This window comes from Marinobacter nanhaiticus D15-8W (genome assembly GCF_036511935.1).
In the GTDB taxonomy this organism is placed as follows: domain Bacteria; phylum Pseudomonadota; class Gammaproteobacteria; order Pseudomonadales; family Oleiphilaceae; genus Marinobacter_A; species Marinobacter_A nanhaiticus.
In genome coordinates this window covers 4,637,558-4,653,632 of sequence record NZ_AP028878.1, presented here as the reverse complement: position 1 = coordinate 4,653,632, position 16,075 = coordinate 4,637,558, and the positions used below count along the sequence as shown (strand labels likewise).

Annotated in this window: 17 protein-coding genes; 7 read left to right on the top strand and 10 right to left on the bottom strand. The window is 58.4% G+C overall.

Annotation, left to right across the window (positions count from 1 at the left end):
- Positions 1–2 precede the first annotated feature (2 nt).
- The 3 genes from RE428_RS20890 to pdxR all read right to left on the bottom strand — a co-directional run bounded on the left by RE428_RS20890 (position 3) and on the right by pdxR (position 3,228).
- Positions 3–770 carry an SDR family NAD(P)-dependent oxidoreductase gene (locus RE428_RS20890; RefSeq protein WP_004580227.1) on the bottom strand — a complete coding sequence of 256 codons (768 nt, stop codon included), beginning with the start codon at positions 768–770 and terminating at the stop codon, positions 3–5.
- Positions 771–822: 52 nt separating this feature from the next.
- Positions 823–1,590 (bottom strand): sulfite exporter TauE/SafE family protein, encoded by a 768-nt coding sequence (locus tag RE428_RS20885; RefSeq protein WP_004580228.1) that lies wholly within the window; start codon positions 1,588–1,590, stop codon positions 823–825.
- Between the two features lie 135 nt (positions 1,591–1,725).
- Positions 1,726–3,228 (bottom strand): MocR-like pyridoxine biosynthesis transcription factor PdxR, encoded by a 1,503-nt coding sequence (gene pdxR / locus RE428_RS20880; protein WP_004580229.1) that lies wholly within the window; start codon positions 3,226–3,228, stop codon positions 1,726–1,728.
- A 262-nt stretch (positions 3,229–3,490) separates the two neighbouring features.
- Here pdxR and RE428_RS20875 point away from each other — a divergent pair, with 262 nt between their 5' ends.
- Genes RE428_RS20875 through RE428_RS20860 form a run of 4 tightly spaced genes read left to right on the top strand, consistent with a single transcriptional unit; the run spans position 3,491 to position 6,505 of the window.
- A complete protein-coding gene (locus tag RE428_RS20875) occupies positions 3,491–4,384 on the top strand; it encodes a transporter substrate-binding domain-containing protein (protein WP_004580230.1) in 894 nt (297 codons plus the stop codon).
- Positions 4,385–4,425: 41 nt separating this feature from the next.
- On the top strand, positions 4,426–5,067 hold the full coding sequence (locus RE428_RS20870) for an amino acid ABC transporter permease (protein ID WP_004580231.1): 642 nt from the start codon (positions 4,426–4,428) through the stop codon (positions 5,065–5,067).
- Positions 5,068–5,079: 12 nt separating this feature from the next.
- Complete coding sequence (locus RE428_RS20865) at positions 5,080–5,745, top strand: amino acid ABC transporter permease (RefSeq protein WP_004580232.1); 666 nt, start codon at positions 5,080–5,082, stop codon at positions 5,743–5,745.
- On the top strand, positions 5,738–6,505 hold the full coding sequence (locus RE428_RS20860) for an amino acid ABC transporter ATP-binding protein (protein ID WP_004580233.1): 768 nt from the start codon (positions 5,738–5,740) through the stop codon (positions 6,503–6,505). Before RE428_RS20865 ends, RE428_RS20860 begins: the two co-directional genes overlap by 8 nt.
- An 11-nt stretch (positions 6,506–6,516) precedes the next feature.
- Here RE428_RS20860 and RE428_RS20855 read toward each other — a convergent pair whose 3' ends face one another.
- Together RE428_RS20855 and RE428_RS20850 are read right to left on the bottom strand one after the other, a co-directional pair.
- A complete protein-coding gene (locus RE428_RS20855; protein ID WP_004580234.1) occupies positions 6,517–7,062 on the bottom strand; it encodes a GNAT family N-acetyltransferase in 546 nt (181 codons plus the stop codon).
- A gap of 86 nt (positions 7,063–7,148) precedes the next feature.
- The gene (locus RE428_RS20850) at positions 7,149–8,132 is read right to left on the bottom strand and encodes a GlxA family transcriptional regulator (protein WP_004580235.1); all 984 of its coding nucleotides are present in this window, start codon (positions 8,130–8,132) and stop codon (positions 7,149–7,151) included.
- A gap of 170 nt (positions 8,133–8,302) precedes the next feature.
- Here RE428_RS20850 and RE428_RS20845 point away from each other — a divergent pair, with 170 nt between their 5' ends.
- The gene (locus RE428_RS20845; RefSeq protein WP_004580236.1) at positions 8,303–9,412 is read left to right on the top strand and encodes an S-(hydroxymethyl)glutathione dehydrogenase/class III alcohol dehydrogenase; all 1,110 of its coding nucleotides are present in this window, start codon (positions 8,303–8,305) and stop codon (positions 9,410–9,412) included.
- 37 nt (positions 9,413–9,449) lie between these two features.
- Here the strand turns inward: RE428_RS20845 and RE428_RS20840 are convergent, their stop codons facing one another.
- Positions 9,450–9,674 (bottom strand): hypervirulence associated TUDOR domain-containing protein, encoded by a 225-nt coding sequence (locus RE428_RS20840; RefSeq protein ID WP_004580237.1) that lies wholly within the window; start codon positions 9,672–9,674, stop codon positions 9,450–9,452.
- 173 nt (positions 9,675–9,847) lie between these two features.
- Here RE428_RS20840 and RE428_RS20835 point away from each other — a divergent pair, with 173 nt between their 5' ends.
- Complete coding sequence (locus tag RE428_RS20835) at positions 9,848–10,894, top strand: SDR family oxidoreductase (RefSeq protein WP_004580238.1); 1,047 nt, start codon at positions 9,848–9,850, stop codon at positions 10,892–10,894.
- Positions 10,895–10,956: 62 nt separating this feature from the next.
- Here the strand turns inward: RE428_RS20835 and RE428_RS20830 are convergent, their stop codons facing one another.
- The 4 genes from RE428_RS20830 to RE428_RS20815 all read right to left on the bottom strand — a co-directional run bounded on the left by RE428_RS20830 (position 10,957) and on the right by RE428_RS20815 (position 13,909).
- Positions 10,957–12,258 (bottom strand): Nramp family divalent metal transporter, encoded by a 1,302-nt coding sequence (locus RE428_RS20830; RefSeq protein WP_004580239.1) that lies wholly within the window; start codon positions 12,256–12,258, stop codon positions 10,957–10,959.
- Between the two features lie 204 nt (positions 12,259–12,462).
- Positions 12,463–12,813: a hypothetical protein gene (locus tag RE428_RS20825; protein ID WP_004580240.1), complete on the bottom strand. Its 351-nt coding sequence runs from the start codon at positions 12,811–12,813 to the stop codon at positions 12,463–12,465.
- A gap of 90 nt (positions 12,814–12,903) precedes the next feature.
- Positions 12,904–13,245, bottom strand: coding sequence for a hypothetical protein (locus RE428_RS20820; protein ID WP_004580241.1), 342 nt, complete (start codon positions 13,243–13,245; stop codon positions 12,904–12,906).
- 115 nt (positions 13,246–13,360) lie between these two features.
- The gene (locus RE428_RS20815) at positions 13,361–13,909 is read right to left on the bottom strand and encodes a zf-TFIIB domain-containing protein (protein ID WP_004580242.1); all 549 of its coding nucleotides are present in this window, start codon (positions 13,907–13,909) and stop codon (positions 13,361–13,363) included.
- A 457-nt stretch (positions 13,910–14,366) separates the two neighbouring features.
- Between RE428_RS20815 and RE428_RS20810 the strand changes: the two genes are divergently transcribed.
- Entirely contained in the window at positions 14,367–16,037 is a 1,671-nt protein-coding gene (locus RE428_RS20810; RefSeq protein ID WP_004580243.1) for a methyl-accepting chemotaxis protein, read from the top strand.
- The last annotated feature ends 38 nt before the right edge of the window (positions 16,038–16,075 follow it).

Sequence of the window (16,075 nt, the reverse complement as noted above, 5' to 3'; positions counted from 1 at the left end):
CCTCAATCGGGGGTGTTGTCGCGATGGACGGAAAAGGGAGACCACGCCTGGGAAACGGGCATGATCTCCATCTGGTTGACGTTCAGGTGAGCCGGCAAGTTGGCAACCCAAAAGATCGTTTCAGCGATGTCTTCGGGTTGTATGGGGTCGGCGCCCTGATAGAGCTGATCGTAGGCGGCGCGGTCGCCGCCGGTGCGCACCAGGGTGAATTCGCTTTCGGAGAGGCCGGGAGCCAGGTTGGTCACACGCACGCCCGTGCCCTTGAGATCGCAACGCAGGGCATATGAAAACTGTTCGACGAAGGCTTTCGTTCCACAATAGACGTTCCCGCCGGGATAGGGCCAGTGGCCAGCGATGGAGCCGAGGTTGATGATGCTGCTACCGCGGCCCTGGGCGATCAGGGTGGGGAGCAGGGCGTGGGTCACTCGCGTAAGACCGCTGATGTTGGTATCGATCATACGTTGCCACTGTTCGGGATCGCTATCCTGGGCGGGCGCCGTCCCGAGCGCCAACCCGGCGTTATTGATTAATACGCTAACGGCCCGGAAAGCCTCGGGCAAGTGCGCGATGCACTCGGTTACGGCCTGGGCGTCCGTCACGTCGAGAACGCGCGTCAGCACCGGGCACTTGCCGGCCAGTCGGCGTTCCAGTTCGTCGAGACGTTCCCGGCGCCGGCCGGTCAGTACCAGCGCCCACCCGGCTTCGGCAAAACGCTCCGCAGTGGCCCGGCCAAAGCCGGACGTTGCGCCGGTTATAAAGGCAATGGTCATAACAGGACTCCTCTATGCAGTCGGTTCGAGGTGGGCCACAACAGATGTCTGGCTAGTCGGCCAGCATCCACAGCTCCTTCATAAGCAGCCACGCGGCCATGGCAATGAGTAATGGCGATACGAGTTTGCGAAATGAGGCCGGAGGGAAACGGCGAAAACACCATTGGCCCAATGCCGCTCCCCCCAAAGCGAGTGGCCAGAGGAAGAGGGCGAGCCCGATAATATTCGCGGACAACGCCCCGACGCCGGTATAGCCTGTCAGCGCGACCATGCTCGCAGCAATGAAGAAGAGAATAGCAGTGGCGCGGGCTACCTGTGCATCCAGGGTCGTTTGCGCGAGATACGCCATCAGCGGAGGCCCTCCTGCGGACGCCATACTCATCGCTAGACCTGAAACACCGCCGGCCGGTACGGCAAACCTCAGATCGTGGGCCCGCTTATCGGCAGGCGTTTGATGCGATCTGGCAGGTTTGATCAGCGTGGCCAGCGCGCCCGCCAGGCAAACGAAGGCGACCAGCAAACGAGCGGGCCCGTCCGGTAGCACGTGCATCACCAGTACGCCGATGACGGAGGCGACCAGCATGGCCGGTAGCAGGCGCCGGAGGATCGCATGGTCGGCATGTTGCCAGGCGTGTCGCAGCAGGCCGAGGGCCCCCAGGATATCCAGCATCAGTACCGTCGGTACGACCTGCACTGGCGGGAGGAACCATAGCAGGCCGAGCGCCATGGTCATGGCGAAGCCGAACCCTGTATAGCCGCGCAATGCGCCCGCCACAAAGGCGATGGCCGCACCGAAAAGCCAGTATGGAGGGATGGGCATCGTGTGCTCCGCCTGTTGTGGGCCTGACGCCCCTGCATGAAGGGCTCGTTTCAGGAGGTCTGTTTCAGGGAGACTATAGAGGCAAAGGCGAAGCGGTTTTTAGGGCCAGTTATTCAGCAACCGTGTGACATCTGGCTAGTCAGCGCTGTGCATCACTGAGGCCAAGCGTTCAATACCTGGAACGATATGGCCACGCTCGATGGCGTTGAATCCCAGTCGGAAGAAGTGACGGGGTGGCGCCGTATCCTGGAAATGCTGGAACCCGGGTTCGATGAGGACGCCGCGCTGGGCGGCCATCCAGGCCAGTTGCTGGGTATCGGTTCCGGCCGGCATTTCCAGCCAGAATGCGCTGGCCCGGTCTGCACTATGGCAGCGACTTTGCGGAAGGTAGGTGTTGATGGCGGCGAGCAGCGTTTCTCGACGGCGGTCTGTATCCTCGACATGGCTGCGCAGGTAGGTTTCGTAATAGCCCTGGGCGATCAATTGGGCCATCTGGTGCTGGAGATTCGCCGGCGGGTGCCGGTACATCAGTCGGCGCAAGGCTCGCAGTTCTTCGATCAGTTCTGCGTCCGCGACGAGATAGCCCATGCGCAGCCCCGGCGAGAGCACCTTTGAAAAGCTGCCAAGATAAATGACACGGGTGCCCGCGCGACTCGCCTTCAACGCCGGTAGCGCTTCGTGATCGTTATGCAGTTCCGCATCATAGTCATCTTCGATAATGACCTGGTCATGGGCAACGGCTTGGGCCATGAGCGCGTCGCGACGGCCACGACTCATGGTTATTCCCGTTGGAACCTGATGGCTGGGCATGACATAGAGGTAGTCGCACTGCGTCGATGCCCGGGTCAGCTCGATACCCTGGCTATCCACATTATGGGGGACGAGCGAGCCGCCGAAGAACTGGAAGACGTTGACGGCTTCACGGTAACCCGGGTTCTCCAGGCCGACCCGTGTGCCGGCTTTGAACAGAAGCTGTGCCAACAGGAAAAGCGCATTCTGTGATCCCAGGGTCACGAGGATCTCATCCGGCTGGGCCAGGATGCCGCGTCTGGGTAGCAGTCGTTTGCGGATCTGCTCGATAAGCAATGCATCATCCTGGTCAATACGGTCGCGCAGCCAGTCGCGATCTCGTTTGCCTTCCAGTCGTCGCCGTGAAATCTCGCGCCAGGCCGCAATGGGGAAGTCGTCTGTTCCCGGCTGGCCGTAGATGAACGGATAAGGGTAGTCCGTCCAGTTGCTGGGTTTGAGTACGCCCTGGTACTTGCTCGGATGCCGGGCCAGTCGGCTGCGCCATGATGGTGCAGGATCGGTCGTCCTGGCTCCGATGTTTTGCCACGCCGGTGCCGCCCTATCCACTGCTTTGTCGACCAGCGGTGAGCCTTCCTTCCGGTAGTCGGCATGCAGGTAGTAGCCACTGCGAGGCCGGCTGACCAGGAAGCCGTCGTCCACCAGCTTTTCATACACGATGGCAACGGTGTTGCGGGAAATGCCGAGCCGGCGGGACAGCTTCCTGCAACTGGGCAGAGGTGCATCCGTTGGCAGACTGCCCACGCGGATGGCTTCCAGCAAGCCCTCGCGCAACTGCTCCTGAAGGCCACGCTCCGAGCTATCCTGCAAGGCAAAGCAGAGAGTGGTCATACGTTTGCTCCCTCCTATTCCAAGACAACATCCAACCTTGACCCTGAGTTCATAAACTCGAGCACAAAACATGCCACGGCGTCTGTCACACGGTGGATCCGGAACTGGCTCTAAGCGGACGCCGCAAAAGCCCATAGGGTGAAATCGAACGGCTGTTTCGGAGCGGCCTTTTCACGATCTGGAACGACTGTGTGATCTGGTACGACGCCTTCGAGACCCCCTGTCGAGGTCTCGCACTGATTGAACGTCTTGGGAGAACAAAATGAAGCACTACCACACGTCGGCATGGCGCTTGCTAAACGTTAACCAGGCCAAGCGAATTCTGTTAGCGGCCCTGGGCAGTCTCGCCCTGGGGCTGAGTACGGGGCTGCAGGCGGGAGATCTGCCGGAGGTCAAGGAACGCGGCTATATGATCGTCGCGACCGAGGACAACTATGCACCCTTCAATTTCATGCGCGGTAGCGAGCCCGATGGCTTCATGAAGGACATGATTGCGGAGCTGAAAGACTATTCCGACTTCGAGGTTCGTCAGGAAATCCTGCCGTGGACCGGCCTGCTCGCGGCGGTCGCGAGCGGTCAGTACGATGCGGCCATTACCGGTGCCTCAGTCTCTGACGAACGTTTGCGCGTGTTCAACTATGCGCCTCCCTTCGCCTCGGCCCAGCATTTCTATATCAAACGTGCGGGTGATGACCGTATCAAGAGCGTGGCCGACCTGGACGGCATGACGGTGGGTGTGCAGGCGGGCAGCGTCCTGCTCTCAAGGCTCCCCGAACTGGAGGCCATGCTGGAAGAGACCGGTGGAGAGCTGGGCGAGGTAGTGCAATACGAGGCCTATCCGGAAATCTACGCAGATTTGGCTAACGGGCGTCTGGACTACGCAATCAATTCGGCCGTTCCGGTCAATGACCTCATCAAGGAGCGGGGAGACGTTTTCGAGGCGGGTCAGGCCGTCTCCGGCCCTGGATTTGTCGGCTGGCCGGTTCCAAAGGCCAATGCCGAACTGCTCGCCTATTTGACGGATTTCCTGAACCACATGCGTGAAACCGGGCGTCTCGCCGAGTTGCAGGAAAAATGGTTCGGGCAGGCCTTCGACGATCTGCCGAAGGTGCCGATTACCAGCGTTGACGAATTTCACCAGATGGCCGGCATGTAAGTTGTCGCAGACAGACAGGGTGCAGGGGGAGACAGGGACCGATGGATTCAACCGCATGGGCGATGTTGCTGGAAGGCGCCTGGGTGACCCTCTGGATTTCGGGCGTTTCCATCGCCCTGGGGGTAACCCTGGGGCTCATCATCGCGCTCGTGCGTTCGGCCCGTATTCCCTTCGTTCATCAGTTGCTCGGGCTTTACATCAGTATTGCCCGGGCAACGCCCCTGGTGACCCTGGTGCTTTTCATCTTTCTTACGGCGCCGACGTTGGGTCTCAATATGGATCGATCCATCGCCGGTATCATCGCCCTGACCCTGAATACCACGGCGTTCAATGCAGAAATCTGGCGCTCGGCCTTCAACAATTTTTCCAACGAACAGCGGGAGGCGGCCCTGGCCGTCGGTATGACGCCCTGGGTGTATTTCCGGCGTATCATGCTTCCCCAGATCGTGATTACCAGCCTGCCGAGCCTGGTCAACGAGATGTCGTTCCTGATCAAGGGGAGCCCCGCCATCGCCGTGATTGGGGTGGTCGACCTGACGCGGGTCACCAATCGCATCTCGGCTGTAACCTACGAACCCCTGCCGCCCATCCTCGTCGCCGGCGCGCTCTACATGGTGATTATCGGCTTCCTGGTGTGGTTTCAGCGCGTGGCCGAGCGCAAAGCCAACCGGTTGGCTGTCTGATGGAGTCTGTGGATGAGTGAATGGGACATCCTTTGGGACTCGCGCGATGTCTTCGTGGACGGGTTCTTCAATACCCTGATCCTTTTCGGTGTTTCCGCGGGACTCGGTTTCCTGCTGGGTTGCGTCATCGTGTATTGCCTCGAGTGGGCGAAGGCGCCCCTGCGGATACCGTTGCGCATCTTCATCGATGGCATGCGCCTGTTGCCGTTCCTGATCCTGGCCTACCTGTTCTATTACGGTCTCCCCTCGCTGGGGCTTCGCCTGAGTTCCTGGCAGGCCGGCGTCAGCGCCCTGGTGCTCTACCACGGCGCCTACTTTGCCGAGATCCTGCGCGGAACCCGCATCACCCTGCCGCCGGGGCAGGTGGAAGCCGCCGTGGCACAAGGCTTCTCGATGCCCACCATGTTCCTGCGACTGATCCTGCCCCAGTTGGTGATGAAGTCTCGGGGTGTGCTGGGTAACCAACTGATCATCCTGCTCAAGGACACCGCTTTCCTTGTGATTATCACGGTGCGGGAATTGACGGCGGCGGCCAATGGTTTGTCCGGTACCTATTTCATCCCCATGGAAGCGTTCATCGTCGCCATCGGCTTCTACTGGCTGATCAGCATTGCGTTGGAACAGGCGGTGAACTTGATGGGCCGTACCAGCGAAAAACGAGGATTCAAGAATGCCTGAAGTACCTGAAGTCAGTATCAAGCGACTGTCGAAACAGTTCGATGGCATCGAAGTACTTCGCGATGTCGACCTGGAGGTGCAGCGTGGTGAAGTGGTCAGCATCCTGGGATCGTCCGGCTCCGGGAAATCCACGTTATTACGCTGTATCAATTGGCTGGAGCAGCCCGACCGGGGAGAAATTCGCATTGCCGGTGAACGTATCGGCTTTAACGGCGAAACCGGAAAGCCGGCCACCCAGCGGGAGCTGGCCAAGGTGCGCTCGCAGTTGGGCATGGTGTTCCAGAGTTTCAATCTCTGGCCCCACCTGAACGTCCTGCATAACGTCACCGAGGCCCTTGTCTACGTCAAGGGCATGAAAAAGGCGGAGGCCGAAGTCGTTGCCGATGAGTTGTTGGCCAAGGTAGGCATGGCCGAAAAGCGACTGAACTACCCCTACACACTGTCCGGTGGTCAAAAGCAGCGTGTCGCAATTGCCCGGGCCCTGGCGATGCAACCGCGCGTTATGCTGTTCGACGAGCCCACCTCGGCGCTGGATCCGGAACTGGTCGGGGAGGTGCTTGCGGTGATTCGCGACCTGTCACAGGAGGGCTACACGATGATCATCGTGACCCACGAGATGGAGTTCGCCCGCAACGTCTCCGATCAGGTCGTATTCCTGGAGAAAGGCAAGATCATCGAGAAATCCGCACCGGATGAATTCTTTGTCTCGCCCAGTACGCAGCGGGTTCGGCAGTTCCTGGAACTCGAAGAAAAGGTCTGATCCAGAGCCCGTCATTCCAGATGTGGTGAGACCTCCCCACCGATACCAGATTCAATCTCGAGGATGTACCGAACGTCCTCCAGTTCAGTACCGCCAATCTCGAACGTGCCACGGCTTTCTGGGTCAGGTACGAAACCCGTGCCGGTATAGAAGCGGATCGCTCGTTCGTTGCCTGCAATGACCCAGAGGCTCACAGAAGCGTATCCGGCAGCTCGGATTTGCTTCAGTGCGGCAAGCCAAAGGCAACGACCGACGCCCGATGACCACGAGGATGGTTTGACATAGATGGACCAGATTTCGGCGCGGTCGCTGGGGGCGCCGGTGTCGCGCGACGGACCGAACGCTACGAAGCCGACGATGTGTTCCGCATCGCGGGCCACCAACAGGCGACCCGGATAACGCGTAACGAACTCTCGCCAGGTTGCCGCGCGCTTCTCGGTGGAGAGCGTGGCAAGGTAGTCAGCGGGAAGAAAGTCCCTATAGGCCACCTGCCAGGATTCGACATGCACCTTGGCGATGGCGAGGCAGTCTTCCAGCGTCGCGGGTTCAACTTGCATGCTCATGCTCCACTGATTCAGGGCATCGTGCCAGTTTAGGCCTCTTCCGCTGCGCTCGACAGATCGGGATAACTTCCGGGAGTCTGTCAGTTCGGGCTCGAGAACCGTGACCGGTAATCGTTCGGCACCACCGACAGGTACTTGCGGAAGGTGCGACGGAACTGGTCATCCGACGAAAAGCCGCAGCGGAAGGCAATGCTCTTGAGAGGCAGGTCCGTATCCTGCAGCAGACGGCGTGCCTTATCGAGTCGGGCGCGTTCGACGAATTCCATGGGCGACCTCCCCGTTTCCTTCTGGAACAGGCGCGTCAGGTGACGAATGCTCAGGGACGCCTGATCGGCCATCTCACCCAGTGTAAAAGGCGTCTCCAGGTTATCCATGGCCCACCCCTGAATGCGCCTGACCGCGGAGCTTTCCGGCATCTGGCTGGCCAGGTCCGCGCTGAACTGGGACTGGCCACCCGGCCGCTTAAGGAAGATAACCAGGTCCCGGGCCACTTCCAGGGCCAGCTTATGCCCACAATCCCGCTCCACGAAGGCCAGTGACAGGTCGATGGCGGCACTGACGCCCGCCGATGTCCACAGGTTGTCCTGCTGGATAAAGATCGCGTCCACATCCACGTCGATGGCAGGATATCGGTGCTCAAGCCGGTCCGACATGCGCCAGTGCGTGGTGGCACGACGGCCATTCAGTAAACCTGTTTCAGCAAGAAAAAAGGTACCGGTACAGAGTGTGGCAAAGCGCCGGATCGATGGCGCGCTGGCCTGAACCCAGTCAATCACGCCCTGGGCGTTTGCCATGGACGTTTCGATATCGTGGGCGCCGGCGACGAGGGCAGTATCCGGTAGATCGTCCGGGTCCAGTTGCTGCGTCGGTTGCAGCGCAATGACGGTGTCCGAGGTGACAGGGGCGAGCTCGGACGCCGCAATCCGGATATCGTAGAAGGCGGACTCGCCCTGTTCTTCCAGGTGTTTGTTGGCGTAGGTAAACACCGTCAGCGGACCAACCGCTTCGAGGGACTTGAAACCGGGGTAGATGACGAGATCGACGCGGTGTTGGCCGGCGGGCATAGGGGTTCTCTCGTTGGGCCAAATGGCGCATTGTGTCGATGGGCGGCGGAGCGGTGTCCATATCTGCGGGTTATCTGTCCCTGATCCTGAGCAGATAGGCGAGCAACCGCCAGGCGCGTGGCCTATCCTAATCGAATTCAACGAACATCGAAATCGAGGAGAACCCAGAGATGAAATCCCGTGCAGCCGTAGCTTTCGGCCCCAACAAGCCGCTGGAAATTGTTGAAGTGGATGTCGAACCACCCAAGGCGGGGGAAGTCTTGGTGCGCATCGTCGCCACGGGCGTCTGTCATACCGACGCCTACACCCTGTCCGGGGCGGATCCGGAAGGCCTGTTCCCGACAATCCTGGGTCATGAAGGTGGCGGTATCGTCGAGGCCGTCGGTGAGGGCGTCACGTCAGTAGAAGTGGGCGACCATGTGATTCCGCTTTATACCGCCGAATGCGGCGAGTGCAAGTTCTGTATGTCCGGCAAGACCAACCTGTGCGGTGCCGTCCGTGCGACCCAGGGCAAGGGTGTCATGCCTGACGGCACCTCACGCTTCAGCTATAACGGCGAGCCCCTCTACCACTACATGGGCACCTCCACTTTCTCCGAATACACCGTATTGCCGGAAGTCTCGCTGGCAAAGATCCCCAAGGAAGCGCCGCTGGACAAGGTCTGCCTGCTGGGCTGTGGCGTCACTACCGGTATCGGTGCGGTGCTCAATACCGCCAAAGTGGAAGAGGGAGCCACCGTTGCGATCTTCGGCCTGGGTGGTATCGGCTTGGCGGCCATCATTGGTGCGACTATGGCAAAGGCCAGACGCATCATCGCAGTCGACATCAACCCGTCCAAGTTCAAGATTGCCGAAGAGCTGGGCGCGACGGACTTCGTCAATCCCAACGACTACGATAAGCCGATCCAGGAGGTCATCATCGAAATGACCGACGGCGGTGTGGACTATTCCTTCGAATGCGTCGGTAACGTCAAGCTGATGCGCTCGGCGCTTGAATGTGCCCACAAGGGCTGGGGCGAATCGATCATCATTGGTGTGGCCGGTGCCGGTGAGGAAATCAGTACCCGTCCGTTCCAGTTGGTCACTGGCCGCGTCTGGAAGGGCTCAGCCTTTGGCGGCGTGAAGGGACGCACCGAACTGCCGAGCTACGTCGAAAAGGCGGAAAAGGGCGAGATCCCGCTGGACGTGTTCATTACCCATAACCTCAAGCTGGATGAGATCAACGAAGCATTCGACCTGATGCATGAAGGCAAGAGCATCCGGACGGTGATCCACTACTGATCCAGCTCGCCGGGGCTACCACGACGGCCCCGGCGTTTCACTCCCCTCGCTCGTCCACTTTGCTAAGGGCAGAATCCTTGTGCATGGCAATGTGGTCCGTCTTGTCGCTCTTGATCTCGTATTGCGGCTCTTCCTTGCTGGCACGTCGATTATGTCCCTTGTACTCGGTATCGCGAGTATGCACCCGGATGATCCTGCCGCTCACGTAACCCACTTCTGAATTCCAGGTAACGTGGTCTCCGACCTTGAAGCGATGGGCCATGGAATGCCTCCTTTAACCGGTGTTCTTTTCCCTTTCGTTAACAGCCACCATAGTGCAGCTTAAGGGTGTTATGAAGTACCGGCGCGGATCGAGCCATCGTCGACCGCAGTTCCGAGTGCCCCGTATAAGGGCCTACATTCGATCGAAAGATTATCCGGTAAGGAGGGATCCTCATGGTTAAACATATGCTTGTCGCCGGTGCCAGCGGCGTAACCGGCCGTGGTACGACCGAGGCGATGGAAGCGGCAGGATGGGATGTAACGACACTGTCCCGCTCTGACCAGGGGCCGGGCAAAGGCCGCCATATATCTGGCGACCTGCTGGACAAGAGTAGTCTCAAAAGGCACGGGAGCAGCCTGGGCAAGATAAGTCACGTCTGCTATGCAGCGCTGAAACCGAACGATGATGCGGCGCTCGAAGCGGATGAGAATGCCGCCATGTTCGAGAATCTGGTCAATACCCTTATCGACGTCGGCGCGCCGCTGGAGCGGGTAATCTTTCTCCAGGGTGCGAAGGTTTATGGCGCGCACCTGGGCGTCTACAAGACGCCGGCTCGGGAGGACGATAGTCGCCATTTCCCGCCCAATCTCTATTTTCGCCATGAGGATTTCGCCAAGACTCTACCTGAGAAGGGCATCCGTTGGACCGCCTTGCGACCGGATATCGTTTTGGGCCACTCATTGGGCTCGGCTATGAATCTTGGGAACCTGATCGGCCTCTATGGTTCTTTATGCCGCGAAATGGGTGTCGCGTTCCAGTTTCCCGGACCGGCAGAGGCCTACGAGGTACTCGTCAACGCATGTGATGCGGAGGTCGTGGGTGATGCGGTGAGATGGGCGGCAGAGGACGGAAAAGATGGCGCCTACAACATAACCAACGGCGACCAGTTCCGCTGGAAACATCTCTGGCCCAGGCTGGCCGAGTGGTTCGGACTCGATGCTGGCGAACCCCAGCCTATCAACCTGCAAACCCGGTTGAACCAGCATGCCAAGACTGTCTGGCGTAACTTGGCAGAACGCGAAAAGCTCGCCGTAGCGGATATCGATCAGATTGCCCAGGGTGGCTTCGGCGATTTCATCTTTAACGTCGAGAGAGACGCCGTGCTCGATCTGACCAAAGCTCGGCAGGCCGGTTTTCAGGCGATGTGCCGGCGTACGGAGGAAAGCCTGATCCAGCACCTGAACAGCATGGTAGAGCGGGGGCTCATCCCGCGGCCGTGACCCCATGGCGGGCGACGCCCCCTGGATAGGCTTCCGGGGGCGTCGAAGGCTTCACCTGCCAATCACTTCAGGAACAGGTACCAATATGCGAGTAGCAGATTAACGCCGCCAAAGAACAGGATGCCGATCCATCCGAGGACTTTCATGCCGGTTCCCAGCCGATATTTCGCCGGTACCGTATCCAACCCCATCAGTCGATAATTCAGCCAGGCAAAGATAAACGCACTGACAAATGCCGAGACCATGGCGAATTCAAGCATGGCCAACAGCGCACCCTTGAAGAACATCACGATCAGGGCCGCAACCGCCGCCATGACAACCATCAGCGGATAGGTGAAGTGAGCGCCATGCCCGGTCGGGCCGCTACCTGTTGGTTGACCGAACTGTACGAAGCATTCGCTCAAGGCCCGGCTATAGCCATCGAGCACGGTGACGGTCGTGGAGAACATGCAGAGGAACGCCACGACAGCGATCAGCCACCGACTCCATTCGCCGATCACGCCCGCGTAGACATCGACGAACTGATGCGCAAAGCCAATGCCCGAACTGGAAAGCTCGATACCGCTGCCATGCAGTACCAGCGCACCCAGGCCCATGAAGGCGAGCGCAAGCAGCGTGGAAGTGATGTAACCGACATTGAAGTCGATCAGCGAGTCGCGGTACTGCAATTCGTCGCCCAGTACCTTCTTTTTCTGCCTCAGCCACACACTGTTCCACGACGACAATTCGATCGGCGCAGGCATCCAGCCCATCAGCGCAACGAGGAAACCCAGTGCCGCCAGGTTCCAGGGGCTTGGCGAGATGAATTCAGGCGGAGCCACGCCGCCTTCGTCCAACGCGATCACCAGGGCTGCGACGGTGCACACCGACAGCGCGGCAATGATCCACTTGGTTACCCGGTCCAGAGTCTTGTAGTGGCCGGAAATCAGGAAGACCAGTGAACCTGCCAGCACGATCATCGTAAGTTGGGTCACGTTCAGCCGATCCCCGAGGAACAGGCCGAGGATGCTGCCGCAGAGCATGGAAACGCCAGCCGTACTGACTACCGAGGCGAAAATATTCAATGCCGTGAATAGGTAGAGGTAGCCGCGGCCGATGCGATCGTAACCCTGGATCAGCGTCTCATCCGCGGCCATGGTGTAGCGCGCACCGATCTGGAAGAACGGGTACTTCAGCAGATTGACCAGGAGCACCAAGCCCGCAAGTTGCCAGCCGTAGTGTGCTCCCGCCTGGGTCGACGCGACCAGGTGGGAGCCGCCGATGGCTGCGGCAGCCCCGAGAATGCCCGGCCCCAGAATATTGAAGTAATGGCGTATTGCGCCAATGCCGGACGGGATGACCGAGGTTTCAGCGGGGTGTGGCATGGGGACTCCTTGGAGCGCGGACGGGAAAAGTCGCAGACAGGCCCACCCAACATGCTCGTTAGGCAGCTATCTAAAAAGAGGCGCCAATTCTAACCGATATGGATGCTGGGGCAATCGGGCAACGTGCTTTCGAACCCGTACAATGTGCGGACTGGCTGAGAGGCGAGCGCGTTAGGGCCGATACGGCGCGTGATGGGGCATCACTTAGTGAATCGGGCTGTCCGGCGCCTCGTCGGAAAAGTAATCCTCCATCCAGCTAAACAGCGTTGCGACGTTTACGTCGGCCATGGCCATGCGCTGGAAATCCAGGCCAATGTCCTCATCGATGGTGGAGAACTGATACAGCAATACGCCGGGATCCTCATCGTGCAATACCAGCACGATGCGCCGCCGCGTACGCAGGCAGTCGATGGTCATGGCATCGGCCGGAATACCGATATCGCGCATGCCGCGCCGCACGCCGACCACCGGATTGATGTGCTGATGGACCTGTTGGATGCGTGTATGGGCTTCGCTGGCCAGGTCGGAGAGTTTCTTGAGCGGATCTTCGGACATGATGGCTCCCGGATGACGATGCGGTGCAGGGTAACACGATAGCAGCGCGTACTTGCCGAATCTTCCCGATCCATGCGTTAACCTACGCCCCTACTGCACTTTCTCCAGGTTCTGGACAATGCCGGAGGTGTCGACCTTCATCCTGGAAGGGCTGAACTCCAGAATTTTCACCCCGAAATCGCCCATATACAGCACGTCGTTGTCCAGCCGGAACCTATCCGGAGAAAAGGCATGACCACCGCTAACCACGGTCACCTGGCTTTCTTCGAACACCCAGAGGTCTTCGCCCAGGTCACCCATCTCTTCCGAAAGCCCGTAGTCGTCGATGATCCGCCACTTGCCTTGGAGCTGGTCTGCCGTGGGACCGGCGGCATGAACGGTTGATGCAAGTGCTGTTGCCAAGAGGAGGGGAAGTAATGTCTTCTTTGCCATCTTCGAAAACGCCTAAAGCCTGTCCGGGCCGCTATTGCTTACTCCGCAGAGGCAGAAATACTTCGACGATGATATGAGGTGATCGCGCGGCTTCAACATCCCCCTCCGCCACAGGTTAGCGATCCGCAGAGTACGGGTCCGCTGCCAGGATATAGGCGCGCAGATCGGCTCTGTTTTCGTGGTTCTGGAGCCACTCGCGAACGTCCCGGGCCCGGCGGTAGTCGTCTCCACCGAATTTTTCGCGATAGATCTCCTGGAATGTTTCCTTGGCGCTTTGCGAGCGAATGGACTTCTGCCAGTGATCGGTAAAGATCTTGTTAAGAGAGCCGGCGAGGTTGGCCAGCTTGAGGTAGGTCCACTCGCCCTTGTCCATCCAGATACCGCCGACCTGGGGGCTATAGTCCAGCTTATGGTCGCTATCGTGCGACACGTGGTATTTCTGCATGATCGAGCCGGTTTGCGGGCAGATAAGCGCGTGCTTGGTATCTTCGATCTCGAAGTCCGCATGCTCGGCAATCGTGAACTCCGGGTTGCGCTCCTTCCAGGCTACGTAGTCCTCAACCAGCAGCCAATCACCCCCACACCTATTACAGGCATGGGACCGCAATTGCGGTTCCAGGAAAGCAGGCGTTAATTCGCCTTGTTTGCAGCTGGTGCATTGCATGGAAAGTTCCTTTTTATGCAGTTGGCCGTCAGTAAACGTTCTGGCGAGTTGCTTGATTGTTTTATCTGTCAGCGTATTGCCCCATGGGCTACTCTCTTCAAATGCTATATCAATGTGGCGGCGGGCTTCCGATATTACCTGTAAATATTTGTTATAGGTCGTTCAATAATAAGGTAAATCAATGGTTGGCGTGAGCTGGGCGGTAGTAGAAATACTTAATACCTTTGTCTAAAAAGTCTTAGAAATCTAAAGGTTAGGTCATTGTGCCTTTCAAAGAATTTTTCGTTTTCTCTACAAAACATTGCACTGTTTAGCTTTCAAAACTATATGGCAGAAGGTAAGTTCCCTCCATTGCCCTCTTTCGGCCTGACTGGAGGGTCGAGGGAGTGGAAGTGCTTTACGGTTCAGGATAAGCCAAACAACCAAATGTCAGGCCCGGCTTTGGAGTATAAGGCCTGTGAACCGTATTCTTAATGCACTGTCACTCAGGACGAAAATCGTCGGCACTGCCGTCCTCATCCTTCTGATTTTCTCCATCAGTTCTGGTTACACCATCTATTCCATGGTGAGCATCGGTAAAGAGCTGACTCTGGTATCAGAGAAAGACTTGCCGCTCACCCAGGTCATTTCGGAAATAACCGTACACCAGCTCGAGCAGACTATTGCTTACGAGACTGCCTTCCGTCAGGCCTATTCGGACGGGGCTAAAAGCCCTGCAGTGGCCCGCTCCATCAGCAAATTCCGCAAGCTGTCCGCCGCCGTTGACGACGAACTCAAGCATGCTCACGAGATTGCCGTGAATGTCGACGGCATATCGGATAAACGCCTCATTGAAGAGTTTGGGCGCATCGACGCGGCGATAAAAGACATTGCCGCCGACCACAAATCGTTCGAGGCAGAGGTCGAACAGGCTTTCAGCACATTAGCTACGAACGGAATTGCAGCAGCTGAATCCCAATTGGCGACCATCGATGCCCACGCCGAAGAACTGGATCATGCTCTGGAATCGTTGCAGCGGGAGATCATGAGCTTCACCCAGCGCAGCGCCGCTGTCGCCACGAGTCATGAAAAGAAAGCTCTCACGACAATCATCGTGCTGGTTATCGTGAGCGCGGTTATCGGTCTGTTGGTAAGCTGGGTGGTGGCAAGCGCCATCATCAAGGGCATCAGGAAAGCCATTGTGACCGCCTCCGGAGACCTTACCCAAGAAATCTCGATTGATAGCCAGGACGAAGTCGGCGAACTCCTGGAAGCTATGAATGGTATGCGTCAAAAGCTGATGGCGATGATCAACCAGATTTCCAACGTTACGGCACAACTGGCTACCGCGTCTGAAGAAATGTCGGTGATCACCGAGCAGACTGCCCGGACAATCGACGAACAAGGCAACGAAACGGGGCAGCTATCAGCGGCTGTTCATGAAATGTCGGCTACCGCCCAGGAGATTGCACGCAATATCAGCGATACAGCGAATGCCGTTGCCGAGGCAAACCAGCATGCTCATGAAGGGCGTACGACGGTTGAGAAAAGCATCGACGAAATCTCCCACCTGGCCGACGATATCGAGGCATCTGCGCAGGCTATCAAGCGTCTGGAAGAAACGAGCGCCACCATTGGCACCGTGCTCCAGGTTATCCAGTCTATTGCCGAGCAAACCAACCTGCTGGCGCTGAATGCGGCGATTGAAGCTGCGAGGGCTGGAGAGCATGGCCGGGGGTTTGCCGTCGTCGCTGATGAGGTTCGTGCGTTGGCCTCCCGCACGCAAACGTCGACCCAGGAAATCGACGAAATGATCGGCCAACTGAAGTCAGTCTCCCACGATGCTGTGACCTCGATGGAAAGTAACCGTAAGCAAGTCGGAAAAACCGTGGACTTCGCTGCCGGTGCCGGCAACAAGCTCGCCACCATAACTCAGGTCATGACCTCAATTAACGATATGGCGACGCAGATTGCCAGCGCGTCGGAGCAGCAGGTGGGTGTTACGGAAGAACTCAACTCCAACATCGTCCGGCTCAACACCATGACCGAGCAGACCGCCCAGGGCGCCGAAGAAACGGCAACAGCCGGCCAGGACCTGACGCGGATGGCAAACGAGCTTCAGAGTATCGTGGTTCAATTCCGGGTTTAACGGATTTTTCCTGGACATGGACACCGAGAATTAAGCGG